The following is a 16,510-nucleotide window of genomic DNA, read 5'->3' on the forward strand; positions in this document are numbered from 1 at the left end:
GGAGAAGCCATTGCTCTCCGGGCGGATGTTCGTGATTCACACCAATTTACAAAGCTCGTAGACGCTACTTTAGAAGCTTTTAAGAAAATTGATATATTGATCAGCAACGCGAATATGAGTTTCACTGCGAAGCCCTTTGCCGAAATGAATTGGCAGGAGTTCTCTCAGAAATTAAACGATGAACTAAAAGCAGCATTCGTGACGACTAAATCCGTTATTCCATTCATGATCGAACAAAAGTTCGGACGTATCATTTATGTATCCAGCAGTTTAGGTAAGGATCCCTCGCCTTACATGATCGCTCATGGAACGGCAAAAGGAGGGTTGAATACCTTTTCCGACTATATTGCCCAAGAATTCGGTCCACAAGGGATTTCAGCCAACGTGGTTGCACCCGGATTAGTGCAAACCGATGCGACGGCCTTTTTGTCAGAGGAAGAGAAACAAACCATTAGTAGCTTCACACCACTGAGGCGTGTGGCGGAACCTGATGATATTGCAGGTGTTATTTCGTTCTTGGCAAGCGACGATTCGCGTTTTGTTACCGGATCGTATACCCCTGTTACTGGGGGGCTGTAACTGGAGTCCAGTGTCATCTGATACTACCAATGCCAAAGTACGGTTATGAGACACCCGAGAGAATTTGATAAAGTTAGCTAATCAACAGTTATTACGCTAACGGGACACTATATATAGCTTAATAAATACCTAAGACACGGCTGCCGGCATGGATCGGCAGCCGCGTTGCGCTAACGGGCAGGATAGTGTAATTCCATAAAAAGGAAACCCATTCATATTATCGACGTATAACATTAAAAACAAGTGAATAAGGAGATTTGAAAATTAAAGATGACTTAGTTCGCCGAGTTTGTCTCCATAAAGGGCCAAGCCGTCGTATGGACCGTATATTGGTAAAATAATTAGTTACCTGTAAGAAGGAGAGGTCAAATGATAAAAAGTCGATGGATAATAGGAGCTGTGCTATCTTCGTGTCTGCTGCTAACCTCCTGTGACGACAACAAAGCATCGGAAGATACGCAGAACATAGCAGTGGCGCAGCATACATCTGAAGTGGCCGAGCCCAGCACTGTTCCGATAACCGTGCCAACGACGGCAATGAACTCGCCCTCGAACGAGGCCTTGATCAACTATGAAATAACCCAGAAAGCTGCAAAAGTGAAAGCAGATCTCCTCACGACAACTTACGGCACAAACAGCGTGCAGTACGCCATTATCGATCATGGCCGCATCGTCGTATCCGGCCAATCCGGCAAGAATGATGAGAACGGGCAGAAGCCGCTCACGAAAGACACGATGTACGGGATCGGATCGGTGAGTAAAATGTTTACTACGGTTGCCGTCATGCAGTTGGTCGACCAAGGAAAAATCAATCTCGATAAGCCGGTCGTCCACTATATCCTCGAGTTTACGATGGAGGATGAACGCTACAAGCAGATTACGCCGCGGATGCTGCTGAATCATTCTTCGGGTTTGAACGGAACATCGCCGAAGGACGCTGATTTATTTGAAGATAACGATACTTACGCGCACGACACACTGCTGAAGCAACTGGCCGGACAGACCTTGAAGGCGGACCCAGGCGCTTATTCGGTTTACTGCAATGACGGATTTACACTGGCTGAGATTCTGGTCGAGCGTGTCAGCGGCATGAACTTTACTTCCTATATCCATCGTTATATTACGGGACCTCTGGGTATGTCCAATACGGAGACGCCGCTCGATTCTCCGAACGCAGTGAAGATGGCGGGGCTTTATTATCCTACCTACAGAGGACAACTTCCCAATCAGACGGTCAACTTGATCGGAGCGGGAGGCATTTATTCCACGGCGGAAGATTTGGCTCGATTCTCGCAAATTTTCACAGGGGAAACGGAAAGAATCTTGTCCGGCAATTCGGCTGCGGCTATGGCGCAAGACGAGTACAAGACGCCTTTATGGCCTGACGATGCGGACAACTCATTCGAATACGGTCTCGGTTGGGACAGCGTAAATCTGTATCCCTTCAGCGATTATGGGATAAAAGCGCTGACCAAAGGCGGAGACACGCAACTCTATCACGCATCGCTAGTTGTGCTTCCCGAGCAGGACATGGCGGCAGCTGTCGTCACTTCTGGCGGGAACAGCAAGTACGACGAGCTTCTGGCGAACGACATCTTGCTTCAGGCGATGAAGGAGAAAGGGACAATTGCCGAATTCAAGCCTGATAAAACGTACGGAGCGTCGGTTAAGGCCGATATGCCGGAGTCCGTACTTAAGTATTCGGGGATCTATGGCTCGTACATCGGAACGAAAAAAATCGATATTACCAAAGGCGGCGTTATGTACATCACTTCGGAGCAGTCGCCCGATAATCCGTCCCAGATCTACGAGTATTCAGCGGACGGCACGTTCCGAAGTGCGGATGGGAATACGATGATCAGCTTCGTGACGAAGGTGAATGGCCGCACCTACTTATGGGTTCGTCAATACTCTTCAGTGCCGGGTCTTGGGCAGACGGCTGTGTCAGATTACGAAGCCGAGAAGCTCCAGCCTAACGAGCTTCCTAAAGCGACAATAGAAGCATGGAAGCAACGCGATGGCAAGAAGTATTATCTACTGAACGAGAAGTATACGTCGCTCATTTATATGGTGTTGCCGCCCATCCAATTAAATGTGTCGAAACAATTGCAAGGGTACGTCTTAGATAAGCGAATAACAGGCCCGAATACGGCCGTCTCCGAATTACAAATTCCGGGAATGAACGGTCGGGATCTCTCAGGTTTAACGTTCTTTACTCAGGACGGTGTTGAGTACTTGGATCAAGGTGGAAGAATCTTAGTGAACGAGGACGCTGTGAAGCCCATCAACGTCGCTAAAAAGTTAAACGTTACGATTCCGTCAAGCGGATACGCTCAATGGTATACGATAAGCGAAGACGGGGACAAGACCATTAATGTGAGCATGTCCTCGAACGCCTCCTTTGCCGTTTATAATGCGAAGGGAACATGTATCTACTTCAGTGTCATCGGAAGCAAGGATCAGGTCACGTTGCCCTGGGGAGGATCCATTGTTTTCGCCGGAGATGCCGGCACGAAGTTCGAGATTTCCGCGCAGTAACGTAGCAATAGGCATGGATCGGCAGCCGCGTTGCGCTAACGGGCAGATTAGTTCAATTGAATATCGGACATTTGACTATAGTAAAGATTTATTTTGAAAGTTCAATATTACTATGGTACCGTCAAAAGTAGACTAATATTTGAGAGTTTAGGTAGGGGGAATCGTGAAATATGGGGCAATTGAAGCATGAATTGTTCGATAGATACAAACACATAAGAATAGTTGATGTACACAATCATGATGCAGACTACTACGAAGAAAAAGGCTCAATTGCAATTTGGGAGAAGTACCACGTCGATAAAACTGTTTTATTTGGGGCTATCTCAGAACCTGCTGCAATTAAAAGTGATGAATTAGCTTGGGATGCTTACGTAAAGTACCCGGAAAAATTTTATCCCTTTTTTTCGGGTTTTCCGATGTATGATGAAGCGGGTATTCCAATGGTTAAAGCCAAACTTGAAAAGGGCTATTATGGGGTAGGAGAGACAGTTGCTGCGTCTACTTATTCTCATCTGACCTCTAAACTACAATGGAAATCGCTACACCCTATGGATGGCAATCTTCCTGCGATATACGAGCTGTGTGCAGCATATAAAGTACCAATTTTGCTACATATTGACCCGCCCTTTGGTGAGCCCATAATAAGGTTGGAAGAAGCACTTCGTTATTATCCAGACACAGTTTTTATTTTTGGACACGCAAATGTCTTCAATCCACCAGAGAATATTGAACGCTTACTCAACCGTTATGATAATCTGTATATTGACTTCTTTGCGGGGTTTACAGCCTATGACCCCAATAATGAATATCCTTTAGATAGCTATATACCGTTAATAAAAAAATACTCTAATCGAATTTTACTGAGTACGGATTCTGCAACTGCACAAAACCTTGATTATGAAAAGGCAATAAATGCTATGTATGAAGTTATAGAGTTATGTGAAGATGCTGTGATTGGTGAGCGTATAGGAAGACTTAATTTTAGTGAACTGATTGAAGGTCAGCCAGCTACGCAAGCACAACTTTCCTTACTTCAGTCTGAACAAATTGACTTTGACCCCATGTCAATTAACAAACGGATTGCAAACGAATTAATAATCAAAAATCAATTAAACTAACGGGACAATATAGCTTAATAAATAACTAAGACGCGGCTGCCGACATTGATCGGCAGCCGCGTTGTGCTAACGGGCAGATTAGCGCAACATCCATATGTTTTTAGCGTCTTGATATATGGCGAAAGATGGTTTTTATAATTCCTGTTATTAAACTGGAGGAAAATGTGAAAAAAGAAAACATCTTGTTGCCAATTTCAATTATCATCTACGAAAAATTTTCCTCGCGTACATTACAAAAGATAATGATAAAATGGAAAAAAAGGCTACGGTGCCTTTGATTACATATATTCATTTGAATTACTAGTTATTTAGATACTTTATCAGTCCGAGTTTCATCAGGAATGGATTGAATCATTCCAGATAAAAAATTCGCACCAGAATCGTCTGATTTTCCTCTTAAAACCTCTCCTGAATTTACCCTACCATAGGCTACATCTTTTGAGTCTCTTGCAAGATCAAAATAAACCTCAAGTTTTTCTGGTGCAGGTCTCTTCCCATTTTCTTTTGAATAATTACCTGGTTGGCTTTCTACGCCCTCCCAAACTAAATAGCTCACATCATTATTAACCTCATAATAGGAGAGTAAATTCCCCCAAACGTGATAGTAGTGCAAGACCTCTCCTTCTGGGAAGTACAATTGATGAGATGACATTTCACTACTCGAACTTAATTTATTTTCACCAATTATAGGGAGGGATACAGCAATTTTACGAGCAGCGACTAAATCATCCCCCTGATATAACATAGAATAGGTATCTATCTTATCAGAGCAGCGAATAACGATTGTATTTGTTTCTTTAATCCATCTTACATCTGACTTAAAAGCTTCACTAATAAAACGTAAAGGAACCATTACGCGGTTTTTTCTTAGTTGAACAGGTGATTCTAAAGGTATTTTTATATCTCTAAATGTCGCTTCTTTCTCACCTACTTTAAGAATCAATTTATCTTTATTTACCTTCGTCGTTACGGTAACAGTTTTATTTTTTGAATTCCAATCCAAATTAAGATTTAACTTTCTCAAGGAATCTAATGAAACCATTGTGCTTCCATTAATAACCATGGGTGGCGAATCTGAATTAATGATTTCACTGTTGATAATAAGTTTAATAATAGACTCTGCATGTATCGGCATTGAACTAAATAAAAACGCTAAACACATTACTAACAAAGCACTCGTTACTTTTTTCATATCTCTTAAACCCTCCAAAATAATAATTTTACGAACCTAAGTATAATAGACGTGATCTAAAAGGAAAAGTTTTACAAAATTAATGAAACTGAAATAAATAAGTGGATTGAATACAATATGCTTAATAAGTAATGACTTCATGGAACAACATTAGCTTAATTAGCCGCTTTCTAAAAAAGCGGTTAATTTTATGTCCAAAATAAGCATTAAACTTAAACATAGCCATGATTATTAAAGAGAAAACGTGATTTTCACCATATGCATCATTAAGCTAACGGGACACGATAGTTGAATCATGATATATAGGCAGCTGGTCAAACGATCAGCTGCTGTTTTCATTGAAGTAACGGGCAGTTTAGTGGAGAAATTAGAAAGAAGGGTTTGGACAGGAAATGTAGAATTTGACCAATAGAAATAACCATTAAAGGGAGTTTTTTTAATGAATAAGTTCATTGAAATCATTAAAGAGGTTTATCCTGACCTTTCCATTGAAGACTTTTATCCTAATGAAATTGGACAGAATAATGATGTGTTAATTGTAAACAAATCTTTGGTTTTTAGATTTCCAAAATATAAAAATGGAATAATTCAATTAAGAAGAGAGACGGAAATTTTGAAATACATTAAAGGTATCGTCTCTACACCTATTCCGAATCCAATTTATCAGTCTTTTAAAGAGTTAGAACCAGGTAAGGTCTTCACTGGCTATAACTTAATAGATGGTGTTCCTTTGTGGAAGGAAAGTTTAACAGGTGTTAAGAGTGTTGAATTGGTTAAAGAGTTGGCAAAACAACTTGTTTCTTTTCTTGTAGAACTCCATTCTATTTCAGGAGAAAAAGCAAGTCGAGATTTGAATCTAAAGGTTCGTAATCCTCGTGAAGAGATGTATAACCTGTATGATAAGATTCAAAATAAATTGTTTCCTTTTATCAGAAAAGACGCTCAAAAGGTAATATCACAATCTTCTGAAACGTTCCTAAAAGGGGAAGCATTTTCAAATTCAGATATAACACTTATACACGGAGATTTCGGAGCATCTAACATCTTATGGAATCCAGAAACAAGTATGATTTCAGGGATAATAGATTTTGGTGGTTCTGGTTTAGGTGATCCGGCGTATGACTTTGCTGGAATACTCTCCAGCTATGGTGAAGATTTTTTTGATATGTGTATTAACCTATATCCTAATGGTAATGAAATATCTGAACGAGTTAAATTTTATAAAAGTACATTTGCTTTACAAGAAGCATTGCACGGGATTGAGAATGACGATAGCCAGGCTTTTGAAAGTGGAATTAAAGATTATAGATAGATTGCTTGTTCAACTAACGGGACACGTTAGTTAAACGAAATAAGGAGTAGTTTGCTGCGGCAGCTGCTCCTTGTTTTATTAAGCTAAAGGGCAGTATAGTTGAACTAGGTTAAAACATTATAAGCAGATGGGGAGTTATAAATAATGGTACTATGGAGGAAGCGCAGTCCCATACGTAAAATTTACAGCAATTGGCTATAACGCAGGATATAGAATAACCTGGAACAATAATGTTCCAGGTTGAATTCTTTCTTTCATGTATTAGGTTACTGACTAAGCGTGTACAAATAGAAGCCGTAGTCTGTCGGCGTGCCCGGATGACCCAATTGACGGAGCATCGCGGTTACATTGCCGCGGTGATATGTTCCGTGGTTTACGATATGCTGGATATAGTCTATGCAACGGGAATTGAAACCACCAGAAGGATAGATTGCTTCGATATCCTCTTGTTGTTCAACAAAGACTCGTAATTGCGAAGCCAGCCCATTCATCATCTGCCCTAGCTCTTCAATACGTATGCCTGCTGTTTCCGCCACCATTGCATCAATAGAATCTTTCAAGCGCTCCAAATACTCCGCTGATATTTCCGTGACGCCACCAGCTTCAAAGAACGACAACCAACCTCGATCGACCACATAGATATGCACCATCGCATCGTAGATCGTCGGGAATACGCTGGTAACCTCTTTGCGGTATATCTCTTCAGACAGTTCTTTTAAATACGCACAAACCTTTTGATTCGCCCACACATGATAATCCAATTGCTGCAATACATACGATTTCAACTTGGTTTCCCCTTTTCAAATGGGGAATGACGCAGTTAAAGGGCAATTATGCGCTAATCCCCTTAAAAGTTTGCCCGGGATCTATTGTTGTTTTCATATCAAACGCCTCCTGATCATCACCTAATGATATAGTAACATATATTTATCCCCTCATGATATTTATGTGATAATAATTACTGGAGCAAAAGGACAAACAGGAGGTCACGTACAACATTTGCTATTGAGGAGCTTACTTTGCTTGGTAGCAGTTCCTTTTTACTTGTTGAAGTAACGGGCAGTTTAGCACAATCCCCAATTGCTCTTACATGGATATTTGTGTAAAATTTACATATGGTTTCAAACAGGGTGAAAGAGAGGTTTTATAATGAAGAATCCTCTGAAATGGATAAGAGTCCATTTCAATATCTGGGATAATCCGCTTAATATCTTTTATTGGGTGCTCTTACTAATGCTTTTATATTTTTTGGTGGGTATTTATGGAATGAACTGGTCATAAGTGCATTTATTATAAATCTAAAGGAAACTTGCTTTCGTTGAGACACGGTAGTTGAAAACAAAACCTTCTTGAGCTGACAGTAGCTGCTGCTCATTATATTGAGCTAACGGGACACTATAGCTTAATAAAATAACTAAAACGCGGCTGCCGGCATGGATCGGCAGCCGCGTTGCGCTAACGGGCAGGTTAGTATTAATCAGCAACACATGGTAAAATTTTTTTGAGTTGCTCTTGATGAAGGAAAGGGCAAGTTTATTCAGGAGGTGGTCAAATGGGTTCTCGAAAAGAAACACCTGAAGAACTAATAGAACGTTTAAGACAAGAAGAATTAAAAAATAACCCTTTTGGTGCGTTTAGTGATGGAGTAAATCGTTCTGAATATGGAAATTTAACTGGTTTATTTGGTGGCTTGGGATGGAAAGGAACTGGAATTATAATTTTATTATTGGTTATAGGGTATATAATTTACAAATTACTAAATTAAAAATTATAGCGACGATATTACATTTTTCACCACTTGCTGGAGCTTAAAGTTGATCTTGAACGAATGAAATACCAGCCAACAAAGGATGAAGAAGACGAGGACTTTGAGGAAAAAATTGATGAGCTATTAGCAAGGATTAATTGAACTAACGGGACACTATAGCTTAATAAAATATCTAAAACGCGGCTGCCGGCATGGATCGGCAGCCGCGTTGCGCTAACGGGAAGTTTACGTAAAAATATTTTTCGTAATCCTCACTATATGGTAGTATTGAGATGGATTAATATGGAAATTTTTGTTGTGGAAGGAGATTTGAAGGTTGAGTAAAGTTTGGACGATTTTTTCATTAATATTTATTCTATTTGGCGTAACCATCCTATTCATATCTAACTTATTAGAAGCACTTGTTCCCAAGCTAGGTTTTGCAGCATTTCAAGTGGCAGCAGCAGGGGAGTATATTCCAGAAAATTATGAAATGGATTTAAGCAGTAACTATCTGCTTGGTTCATTATGTATCCTGTTTGGTGTTGGAGTATTAATTACTATCTGGCAAGACTATTTGTCTATGGTTAAAAAACATGGCTAATAACCGTTCAATGCAATGTAGTTCATTAAACTAACGGGACACTATAGCTTAATAAATAAAAATATGCGGCTGCCGGCATGGATCGGCAGCCGCGTTGCGCTAAAGGGCAGATTTGCTCAACAAATGGGCATCAATGTTGTTGAACGCACAAAGGAGGATAATAATGGATGGTTGGACATTAATAGAGGATGAAGAGCAAGAAAAAGTGTGGTCAAGATTTACTAAGGATTTTCTTTTTAATCCCAGTACCGAATTTTTGATTGATTAGCGAAATGCATAACCCCTTACATACTCTCTTTGCGACAATGAAGCAAAATGAAAATCTAGGGTCTTAACATTTCTCCCTTGTCCCATGAAACAATTAATCGATTCAATCTTCTTAGCCGAGTTTCTTCTTTTTTAGCACTCATTACCCACCAAATAGAATCTCTTCTGTACGAAGGTGGAAGCTGATTAAAAAATCCCCAAGAACTTGGATCTTTTCTAATTTCATCCTCATATTCTTTCGTTAAAGTAACGTTCCTATGAACGGAAGAATAACCTGTTTGATCATTTCTTTGATTGAAAACAGTCAATCCCTCAGGCCTCATTTGATTGTGTTCTATCAGTTTATGCACCTTTTGCACATTAACTTTACTCCAGAGGCTATTAGGCTTACGTGGAGTAAAGCGAATTTTATAGCAATCTTCATCAACTGTTTTTCGTATCCCATCAATCCAACCAAATGACAGTGCACAATCTACTGATTCGGACCAAGTGAGACTTGCTTTATTGGTCTTTTTCTTAAAAAAAACTACCCAAATTTCACTAGCTGTTTGGTGATGAATATCCAACCAATCAATAAATTCTGTTTGATTACTAAAAAATAGCACTTCACTCATTTTTCCAGCCATTCTAAAATCATTTGATTAAGCTCTTCAGGTCTTTCTTCTTGAATCCAATGACCGGTGTTTAAACTCTTAATGTCTATATTAGGTACAAAATCTTTTATATTTGGAAGCGGCGGAATAATATCTTTCTCACCATAAATCATCAATGTTGGCTGATGAAGAATAGGAGATACGTCACCTAATAAATGCCAATTACGATTTAAATTTCTGTACCAATTGATGCTTGGAGTGAAACCTGTCTTATTGAAGGCTGTGATATAAACAGAAAGATCATCATCGCTCATAACAGGTTCACCTAACGGCTGGGTTGCTTTAGCTAGATTAATCATTTCCATTCCTTCAACAGAGCCTTGTGATGGAACATTCTTTCGATATAAGTTACGAAGAAATTGGGCTGCATTTTCGTCTAATACAGCATCTGCAACACCTGGTTGTTTGTTAAAGTGAACAAAATAGTAATCATCGCCAAAAGCTTCTTCCATAAAATCAATCCAAGGTCTCTCTCCTCGAACTTGGTAGGGCAAGCATAAGTTAATCATTTTATTAACACGTTCTGGATGCAGCAAAGCCATACTCCAAACAACACTTGCGCCCCAATCATGGCCCATAAAAATGGCATCTTTGTATTGGTAGTGATCCAAAAGAGCAACAAGATCACCCGTTAAATGTTCAATATCATATTTTGTGACTTCTTTTGGACAAGAAGACTCTCCATACCCTCGTTGATTAGGAATAATAACGTGATAACCTGCTTCTACAAGAGGAGTCACTTGATGTCTCCAAGAAAAGGCATGCTCTGGCCATCCGTGGCAGAGAACGATAGGTTGCCCCCCATTTTTTTGTCCAGCTTCAAAAACCTCTAGCTCCACACCGTTACCTGAGATAAGTGTTGGTGTTGGAAATTCATAATTGTTTGTCATTTAACATCCTCCTAATTAAAATAAAAGTATCTTACAATGACAATATTATCATGGACGTTTGACAACGGTCTGTCAGCTTTGAGAAACTCACTTAATGATATTTGTCAGCCATCAATCTGAGTTTGGAAGCAATTTTTTTGCGCATTTCTTTTGGAGCTAAGACCTCTATATGCTCTCCAAAACTAAATATGAGAGAGAACAACCATTCTTTTTCGGGGAATGTAGCTGTAACAAGAAGTTCACCTGTTTCTAACACCGCAATATCTTCTTTATTAAAAACATCCTTCACACGAGACTTCATTTGAGGGGAAACTTTTAAGACAATTGTTGTCATTGTTGTTTGTTCATTTAATAATGCCATAATCTCGTGATAGGATTTTTCTCGACGTTCAAATGATTGATTTTCAATGTGAAAATCACTTATACGGGAAACTCTAAATATTCTGAAGTCTTCTTTTAAAAGACAATAAGCAAATAAATACCAAGTATAATTTTTAAATATGAGCGACATAGGCTCAACTTGTCTTTTGCTGACGATATTATCATAATTTCTGTAGTCAATAGTCAGTAAATTAGTCTGTGTAATAGCTTTCCTTAGCGTCTTAACTAATGCTTTTTGATTTGGAGAGTCTCCATAAGGATGTAAATCAATGATGATTTGTTCCATATGCAGCTTTAGATAATCTACCTTGTTTTTAGGAATGATATTTTGTAGTTTTTCTATGGATGATTCTAACTCAATGTCGTCAACTGTGAAATTAATATCCTTGAGAACAGAAAGAAGGGAGGACAGGTTATTAAGAGTTAGTACTTGATGATTTAATTTATAACTCTCATAAATGCTGAATCCACCATTGTTTCCGGAATGGGAAATGATGGGAATACCAGCTAGATTGATTGTTTCAATATCTCGGTAAATAGTCCGGACCGACACTTCAAATTTCTCAGCCAATTCATTTGCTGTTACACGATTTCTATTAAGTAACATCACAATAATGGTTAACATACGTTCTATTTTCATCTTGTTCTCCTTAAAAATATATTTTTTTATTATGACCCAAGAGACAGCTATAAAGCAATTGAGCAGCTGTGATAAATCTAACGAGAAAACATCTGAAATGAGGGGTTTTATTGGAAGAAAATAAAAAAAAGGCATATTTGACGATCAATTATCAAGCGTTATTAGATATTAAAAATAGCGGTGAATTCAGTAAAGAGAACTTTAATCAAGTATTTCGAATCGCTCATGTTTTTCACAATCTTGCCTTGTTCATCATTGAAGATTTTGAAGGCTTTGACGAAGAGAAGTTTTGGAGAAATGTAAGTGGTCTTGAAAGGGGTTTTGGATTAACTCATTACAGAACATTGTTTGAGAAAGTGAACAGAGAAGAATTATTACGCTAACGGAGAACGATAGCATCATAACTAACAGGCAGCCAGCATTAATGGCTGCCTGTTCAACTATCGGGCAGTATAGTTCAACAATAATGATTTTTTAACTTTACATTGCGTTCAGCTTATGTTGAAATAATGAGCGAATGAGCTTAAAAATGATGTTTGTGGTTGATGGACTTGGAGGAATGGGAATGTCTTTTATTAAAGGAATAGAATTATGCCGTCGATTTCATATGGAAATCGTTGAGCCTGTAATGATGGAAAATTACTCTTTCTTGTCCTATTCATCGGCTCTAATTGGTCCAGGTAGCGAAGTGCTCGGATATGATACGGAAATGTCGACTGATCACGATTGGGTGCCCAGGGTATATCTTTTTCTTAACCAACTAGATATCGGGTATTCAGAACAAATCCAATCAACTCTGCACGAGCGAGCTCCGGAACGGTTCTATGGCTTCCCCATTGATATAAGGAAGAGCGTAATTACAACGGTGCCGAGGTTGATCGAAAGTTACCTGGCTGTTAACAAAGATGAACGATTAGAACCAGTAGATTGGCTAACGTTTCCTTCACAGTCACTTCTCGAATTAACACGTGGGGAAGTTTATAGGGACGATAATGATCAACTTTCCACATTACGCAAACAATTCGAATATTACCCTCACGATATTTGGTTGTACCTTATGGCATCAAGTTGGCAGCGAATCGGTCAAGAAGAACATCTGATGCTTCGTTCGGGTTTTATAGGTGACGAAATTGGCTCATCTATTATCGCTTCACGCCTTGTCCGCGACATCATAAATCTCTGCTTTCTTATGGAGCGTCAATATGCACCCTATCCAAAATGGTTTGGTACTGCATTTAAACGTTTGAAATGTTCTGATCAAATAATGTCTCATCTTTGGACTGCTCAAACGGCAGTTACATGGGGGGAACGCGAGCATGCTTTGAATAATGCTTACAAGCATCTATCAAGTATGCACAACGGACTAGGGATCACTGAAAGGATTCCTGATGACGTTTCATACTTTTTTGATCGTCCCTTTAAAGTAATGAACGGTGAAGAAATTGCTAGCCTCATCGCAAATCAAATCGTGGATACAGACATTCAACAGTTATCCCAAAAACGTTTGATTGGTAACATAGACCAGATTACAGACAACACAGATTTCAGAAAAATGAATAGGTGGTCTGATGGAGAAGGAGAATTTGCAAGAAATGCTTTAAAAAAACTATATAACCCTAGTTTGTTAGTTAAAAAGGATCAATAGTTCAAATCCAAAAGGCTTCAACGGCGGCCATTAAACTAACGGGACACGTATAACTAAAACGCGGCTGCCGGCATGGATCGGCAGCCGCGTTTCACTAACGGGCAGAATTGTTCAATAATAGGTAGCAATAGTCGCAATACTTATCATAAAGCTCAAATCGAGGTGGAATATTTATGATTAAACCTGTGCTTAAATATCTTGATATTACTGGATTTTAACAATGGCTTTTACAATTACCTTGCGAAAACTTAGATAGGAAGAACATTTCATTTTTGCAAAGGGGAATGAAGATTGCTATTAATATTGATAATAATTCTCATCTCTGTTGTAATTAATCATTTAGAGGTTTTCATAATAAAAAAGTATGGTCTTGTTCAAAGTAGAAGATTTCTTCGCATAGAAAAGTGGGTAACTGTAGGAGTTGTTATTTGTTATTTTCTTGTTGCCTTTGTGTTTAAAGATCATGGAACTAAGTTATTGTTGGCAATATTATCATTCATTATTTCAAGTTTTCTTCTTTGGCACACATGGGTAAACAGAGGCAAACGTAGATGAGCATTAGATTAAGCTAACGGGACACGATAGCTTAATAACTAACTAAAACGCGGCTGCCGGCATATATCGGCAGCCGCGTTTCACTAATGGGCAGGATTACGTAATAAACTAGCAGCTTGCCACCGGAATTTTTATCCACAACTAAACACTTTTGATATAATATGGAATTGAACTACTATTTCCATAGGAGGCGAATTCCAGATGAGTGATCATCAAATAGCTACAAAGCAAATAATTAAATCTGTTAGTTATAACTTGCCAGTCCTCGATATTGAGAAAGCCGGAGGGTGGTATGCTAAGCATCTTGGATTCGAGTATATCGAACCGAAAGGCGGCGAGATGAAGCTTCCAGACGGTACTTGGATTAGCTTCTTTACTCCTGATACTGACGAAGATAGCATGTGGTACATCGGAGGAGAAATTGGTCAATATCGGGTTGGCATCGTGTTTCGAGTCCGAGACCTGGACCAACTTCACAATGACTTGAAAAATGACGGAGTGCGGGTGACAGATATCGGGGGGGAAAACTCCTCCTGCGGAAGATTTTTTGATTTTTATGATTTGAACGGTCTTAAACTTGGTGCATGGGAAGGGTACTTGGAAAACAACCGGTATTATCATGCTCAATCTTGCTAATTCAACAAAACAAGCACGTCGAAGAAACCTGGCATTGAACTAACGGGACACTATAGCTCAATGATGACACGAACGGCAGCCGGGCAGTGATATGCTCCCCCTACGGTAGACAGGTTAAAAAATAAAACCTGTTACTGTAAGGGGAGTTTTTTCGTGGTCAGGAAAAAATATAATGCACTAGAAAAACTCAAAATCATTGAAGAAGTTTCAAATGGAGAGATTGGTTTTCTAGCTGCTGCTAAAAAGTATGAGATTAACAAAACAACGTTAATGAAATGGCAACGACGCTACAAATTGTATGGTTATGAAGGGCTGGAGCGCCGTACCCATAACCGAAGTTATAGTGCTGAACTCAAGCTTCAAGCGGTGAGAGAACACCTTCAGGGCGAATTGTCTCAGTACCAGATCATCGATAAATATGAGATCTCCAGTACAAGACAGCTCTCCGACTGGATTAAGAAGTATAATGGTCATAGCAGCTTAAAAGCCTACAGAGGAGAAACAAAAGCTATGACAAAAGGTCGTTCTACAACGTGGCAGGAACGGATAGAGATTGTTCAGTATTGCCTGGTTAATCAGTATGACTACCAAAAGACGGCGGAACAATTTCAGGTTTCTTACCAGCAAGTATATCAATGGGTGAAGAAGTTCGAGGATCGTGGTCAGGATGCGTTAAAAGATGGCCGAGGCAGAAAGAAAGCACCTGAAGAGTTAATAGAGGCTGATCAACAGAAACTCAAGATGAAGCAAATGGAGTACGAAATTGAGCGCCTTCGGGCTGAGAATGCATTCTTAAAAAAGTTAGAGGAACTCGAAAGAAGGCGACGCTAGGTCATATACGACATGAAACGGTTTACCTTGCCATTGAAGCTCTTCACAAGGATGCATCAATGCGCATTCAGCTTCTCTGTGAAATTGCAGGGATTGCACGCTCTAGCTATTACAAGTGGCTAAATCGTAGACCCAGCTTTCATGAGCTAGAGAATGAGCAGTTGGCGCAGGTGATGCTGAACATCTATGAGAAAGTGGAGCGTACATTTGGATACCGTCAATTAACTCTACATATGCGCAAGCAAACCGGAAAAACGATCAACCATAAACGTGTGTACCGGCTGATGAAGCTAAGGGGGATTCAGTCTGTAATCCGCAGGAAAAGAGCGAAATATGTGCATTCCACTCCACAGCAAGTGGCAGAGAACCTGTTAAACCGTAAATTTGAGGCTTCAGCACCAAATGAGAAGTGGGTCACGGATGTGACCGAATTCAAATATGGACATGGTCAAAAAGCCTATTTAAGCGCTATTCTAGATCTCCATGATAAATCCGTCGTCTCCTTTGTATTGGGGCATTCCAATAACAATCCGCTGGTATTTCAGACGTTGGAGCAAGCTTTGCAAGCAGCTCCAGGAAGCAAACCTATGCTTCACAGTGATCGTGGATTTCAATACACATCGTTGGACTTTAAAAAGCTTTTGGACAAAAACGGGCTGTCTCAGAGCATGTCTCGAGTTGGTCGATGCATCGATAACGGCCCAATGGAATCCTTCTGGGGGACTCTAAAATGTGAGAAGTATTATTTACACACGTACGAATTCTTTGAGGATCTCAAGAAGGACGTCGAGACCTACATTCATTTTTACAATAACGAACGATTACAAGCAAAATTAAACGGCCTTAGTCCAATGGAATTCAGGAACAAGGCCGCTTAACTGTTTTTATTATTTGTACTGTCTACTTGACGGGGTGCAGTTCA

Annotated in this window: 17 protein-coding genes; 12 read left to right on the top strand and 5 right to left on the bottom strand. The window is 39.6% G+C overall.

Features of this window, described 5'->3' with window-relative positions; genetic code table 11:
* From C558_RS0129555 to C558_RS32210, 3 genes are all read left to right on the top strand, one after another.
* The coding region (locus C558_RS0129555; protein ID WP_018758810.1) for an SDR family NAD(P)-dependent oxidoreductase at positions 1 to 579 on the top strand (579 nt) is incomplete at its 5' end.
* A 369-nt stretch (positions 580 to 948) separates the two neighbouring features.
* Complete coding sequence (locus C558_RS0129560; RefSeq protein WP_018759906.1) at positions 949 to 3,117, top strand: serine hydrolase domain-containing protein; 2,169 nt, start codon at positions 949 to 951, stop codon at positions 3,115 to 3,117.
* A 170-nt stretch (positions 3,118 to 3,287) separates the two neighbouring features.
* Positions 3,288 to 4,235 (top strand): amidohydrolase family protein, encoded by a 948-nt coding sequence (locus tag C558_RS32210; RefSeq protein ID WP_018759907.1) that lies wholly within the window; start codon positions 3,288 to 3,290, stop codon positions 4,233 to 4,235.
* Positions 4,236 to 4,539: 304 nt separating this feature from the next.
* Here C558_RS32210 and C558_RS0129570 read toward each other — a convergent pair whose 3' ends face one another.
* Positions 4,540 to 5,427, bottom strand: coding sequence for a copper amine oxidase N-terminal domain-containing protein (locus C558_RS0129570; RefSeq protein WP_018759908.1), 888 nt, complete (start codon positions 5,425 to 5,427; stop codon positions 4,540 to 4,542).
* Positions 5,428 to 5,866: 439 nt separating this feature from the next.
* Between C558_RS0129570 and C558_RS0129575 the strand changes: the two genes are divergently transcribed.
* Positions 5,867 to 6,739: a phosphotransferase family protein gene (locus C558_RS0129575; protein ID WP_018759909.1), complete on the top strand. Its 873-nt coding sequence runs from the start codon at positions 5,867 to 5,869 to the stop codon at positions 6,737 to 6,739.
* A 266-nt stretch (positions 6,740 to 7,005) separates the two neighbouring features.
* Here C558_RS0129575 and C558_RS0129580 read toward each other — a convergent pair whose 3' ends face one another.
* Positions 7,006 to 7,524 carry a DinB family protein gene (locus C558_RS0129580; RefSeq protein ID WP_018759910.1) on the bottom strand — a complete coding sequence of 173 codons (519 nt, stop codon included), beginning with the start codon at positions 7,522 to 7,524 and terminating at the stop codon, positions 7,006 to 7,008.
* 767 nt (positions 7,525 to 8,291) lie between these two features.
* Between C558_RS0129580 and C558_RS0129590 the strand changes: the two genes are divergently transcribed.
* The 3 genes from C558_RS0129590 (at position 8,292) to C558_RS34120 (ending at position 9,358) form a co-directional block, all read left to right on the top strand.
* Entirely contained in the window at positions 8,292 to 8,504 is a 213-nt protein-coding gene (locus C558_RS0129590; RefSeq protein ID WP_018759912.1) for a DUF6366 family protein, read from the top strand.
* A gap of 319 nt (positions 8,505 to 8,823) precedes the next feature.
* Positions 8,824 to 9,090 carry a hypothetical protein gene (locus C558_RS0129595; protein ID WP_018759913.1) on the top strand — a complete coding sequence of 89 codons (267 nt, stop codon included), beginning with the start codon at positions 8,824 to 8,826 and terminating at the stop codon, positions 9,088 to 9,090.
* A gap of 163 nt (positions 9,091 to 9,253) precedes the next feature.
* On the top strand, positions 9,254 to 9,358 hold the full coding sequence (locus C558_RS34120; RefSeq protein WP_018759914.1) for a DUF2716 domain-containing protein: 105 nt from the start codon (positions 9,254 to 9,256) through the stop codon (positions 9,356 to 9,358).
* Positions 9,359 to 9,413: 55 nt separating this feature from the next.
* Here C558_RS34120 and C558_RS0129605 read toward each other — a convergent pair whose 3' ends face one another.
* The 3 genes from C558_RS0129605 to C558_RS0129615 form a co-directional block, all read right to left on the bottom strand.
* Complete coding sequence (locus C558_RS0129605) at positions 9,414 to 9,971, bottom strand: YdeI/OmpD-associated family protein (RefSeq protein ID WP_018759915.1); 558 nt, start codon at positions 9,969 to 9,971, stop codon at positions 9,414 to 9,416.
* Positions 9,968 to 10,900, bottom strand: a complete 933-nt coding sequence (locus tag C558_RS0129610; protein WP_010861405.1) for an alpha/beta fold hydrolase — start codon at positions 10,898 to 10,900, stop codon at positions 9,968 to 9,970. The genes C558_RS0129605 and C558_RS0129610 overlap by 4 nt, the downstream gene beginning before the upstream one ends.
* Before the next feature lie 91 nt (positions 10,901 to 10,991).
* The gene (locus tag C558_RS0129615; protein WP_018759916.1) at positions 10,992 to 11,921 is read right to left on the bottom strand and encodes a helix-turn-helix transcriptional regulator; all 930 of its coding nucleotides are present in this window, start codon (positions 11,919 to 11,921) and stop codon (positions 10,992 to 10,994) included.
* 110 nt (positions 11,922 to 12,031) lie between these two features.
* On the opposite strand from C558_RS0129615, the gene C558_RS0129620 reads away from it, so the two are divergent.
* The 5 genes from C558_RS0129620 to C558_RS0129645 all read left to right on the top strand — a co-directional run bounded on the left by C558_RS0129620 (position 12,032) and on the right by C558_RS0129645 (position 16,466).
* Positions 12,032 to 12,304 carry a hypothetical protein gene (locus tag C558_RS0129620; protein WP_018759917.1) on the top strand — a complete coding sequence of 91 codons (273 nt, stop codon included), beginning with the start codon at positions 12,032 to 12,034 and terminating at the stop codon, positions 12,302 to 12,304.
* Between the two features lie 134 nt (positions 12,305 to 12,438).
* The gene (locus tag C558_RS32215) at positions 12,439 to 13,566 is read left to right on the top strand and encodes a DUF4037 domain-containing protein (RefSeq protein WP_211220819.1); all 1,128 of its coding nucleotides are present in this window, start codon (positions 12,439 to 12,441) and stop codon (positions 13,564 to 13,566) included.
* Between the two features lie 756 nt (positions 13,567 to 14,322).
* Complete coding sequence (locus tag C558_RS0129635) at positions 14,323 to 14,757, top strand: VOC family protein (protein ID WP_018759920.1); 435 nt, start codon at positions 14,323 to 14,325, stop codon at positions 14,755 to 14,757.
* Positions 14,758 to 14,910: 153 nt separating this feature from the next.
* Positions 14,911 to 15,588: a helix-turn-helix domain-containing protein gene (locus C558_RS0129640; protein ID WP_018756428.1), complete on the top strand. Its 678-nt coding sequence runs from the start codon at positions 14,911 to 14,913 to the stop codon at positions 15,586 to 15,588.
* A 5-nt stretch (positions 15,589 to 15,593) separates the two neighbouring features.
* Positions 15,594 to 16,466, top strand: coding sequence for an IS3 family transposase (locus tag C558_RS0129645; RefSeq protein ID WP_245583789.1), 873 nt, complete (start codon positions 15,594 to 15,596; stop codon positions 16,464 to 16,466).
* Positions 16,467 to 16,510 lie beyond the last annotated feature (44 nt).

The organism is Paenibacillus terrigena DSM 21567, from assembly GCF_000374845.1.
In the GTDB taxonomy this organism is placed as follows: Bacteria; Bacillota; Bacilli; order Paenibacillales; family Paenibacillaceae; genus Paenibacillus_K; species Paenibacillus_K terrigena.

Excerpts from the sequence above, each read along its gene's own strand:
- C558_RS0129635 (WP_018759920.1), top strand. The coding sequence starts at position 14,323 with ATGAGTGATCATCAAATAGCTACAAAGCAAATAATTAAATCTGTTAGT.
- C558_RS0129615 (WP_018759916.1), bottom strand. The coding sequence starts at position 11,921 with ATGAAAATAGAACGTATGTTAACCATTATTGTGATGTTACTTAATAGA.
- C558_RS34120 (WP_018759914.1), top strand. The coding sequence starts at position 9,254 with ATGGATGGTTGGACATTAATAGAGGATGAAGAGCAAGAAAAAGTGTGG.
- C558_RS0129605 (WP_018759915.1), bottom strand. The coding sequence starts at position 9,971 with ATGAGTGAAGTGCTATTTTTTAGTAATCAAACAGAATTTATTGATTGG.
- C558_RS32210 (WP_018759907.1), top strand. The coding sequence starts at position 3,288 with ATGGGGCAATTGAAGCATGAATTGTTCGATAGATACAAACACATAAGA.
- C558_RS0129560 (WP_018759906.1), top strand. The coding sequence starts at position 949 with ATGATAAAAAGTCGATGGATAATAGGAGCTGTGCTATCTTCGTGTCTG.
- C558_RS0129575 (WP_018759909.1), top strand. The coding sequence starts at position 5,867 with ATGAATAAGTTCATTGAAATCATTAAAGAGGTTTATCCTGACCTTTCC.
- C558_RS0129570 (WP_018759908.1), bottom strand. The coding sequence starts at position 5,427 with ATGAAAAAAGTAACGAGTGCTTTGTTAGTAATGTGTTTAGCGTTTTTA.
- C558_RS0129590 (WP_018759912.1), top strand. The coding sequence starts at position 8,292 with ATGGGTTCTCGAAAAGAAACACCTGAAGAACTAATAGAACGTTTAAGA.
- C558_RS32215 (WP_211220819.1), top strand. The coding sequence starts at position 12,439 with ATGAGCTTAAAAATGATGTTTGTGGTTGATGGACTTGGAGGAATGGGA.
- C558_RS0129610 (WP_010861405.1), bottom strand. The coding sequence starts at position 10,900 with ATGACAAACAATTATGAATTTCCAACACCAACACTTATCTCAGGTAAC.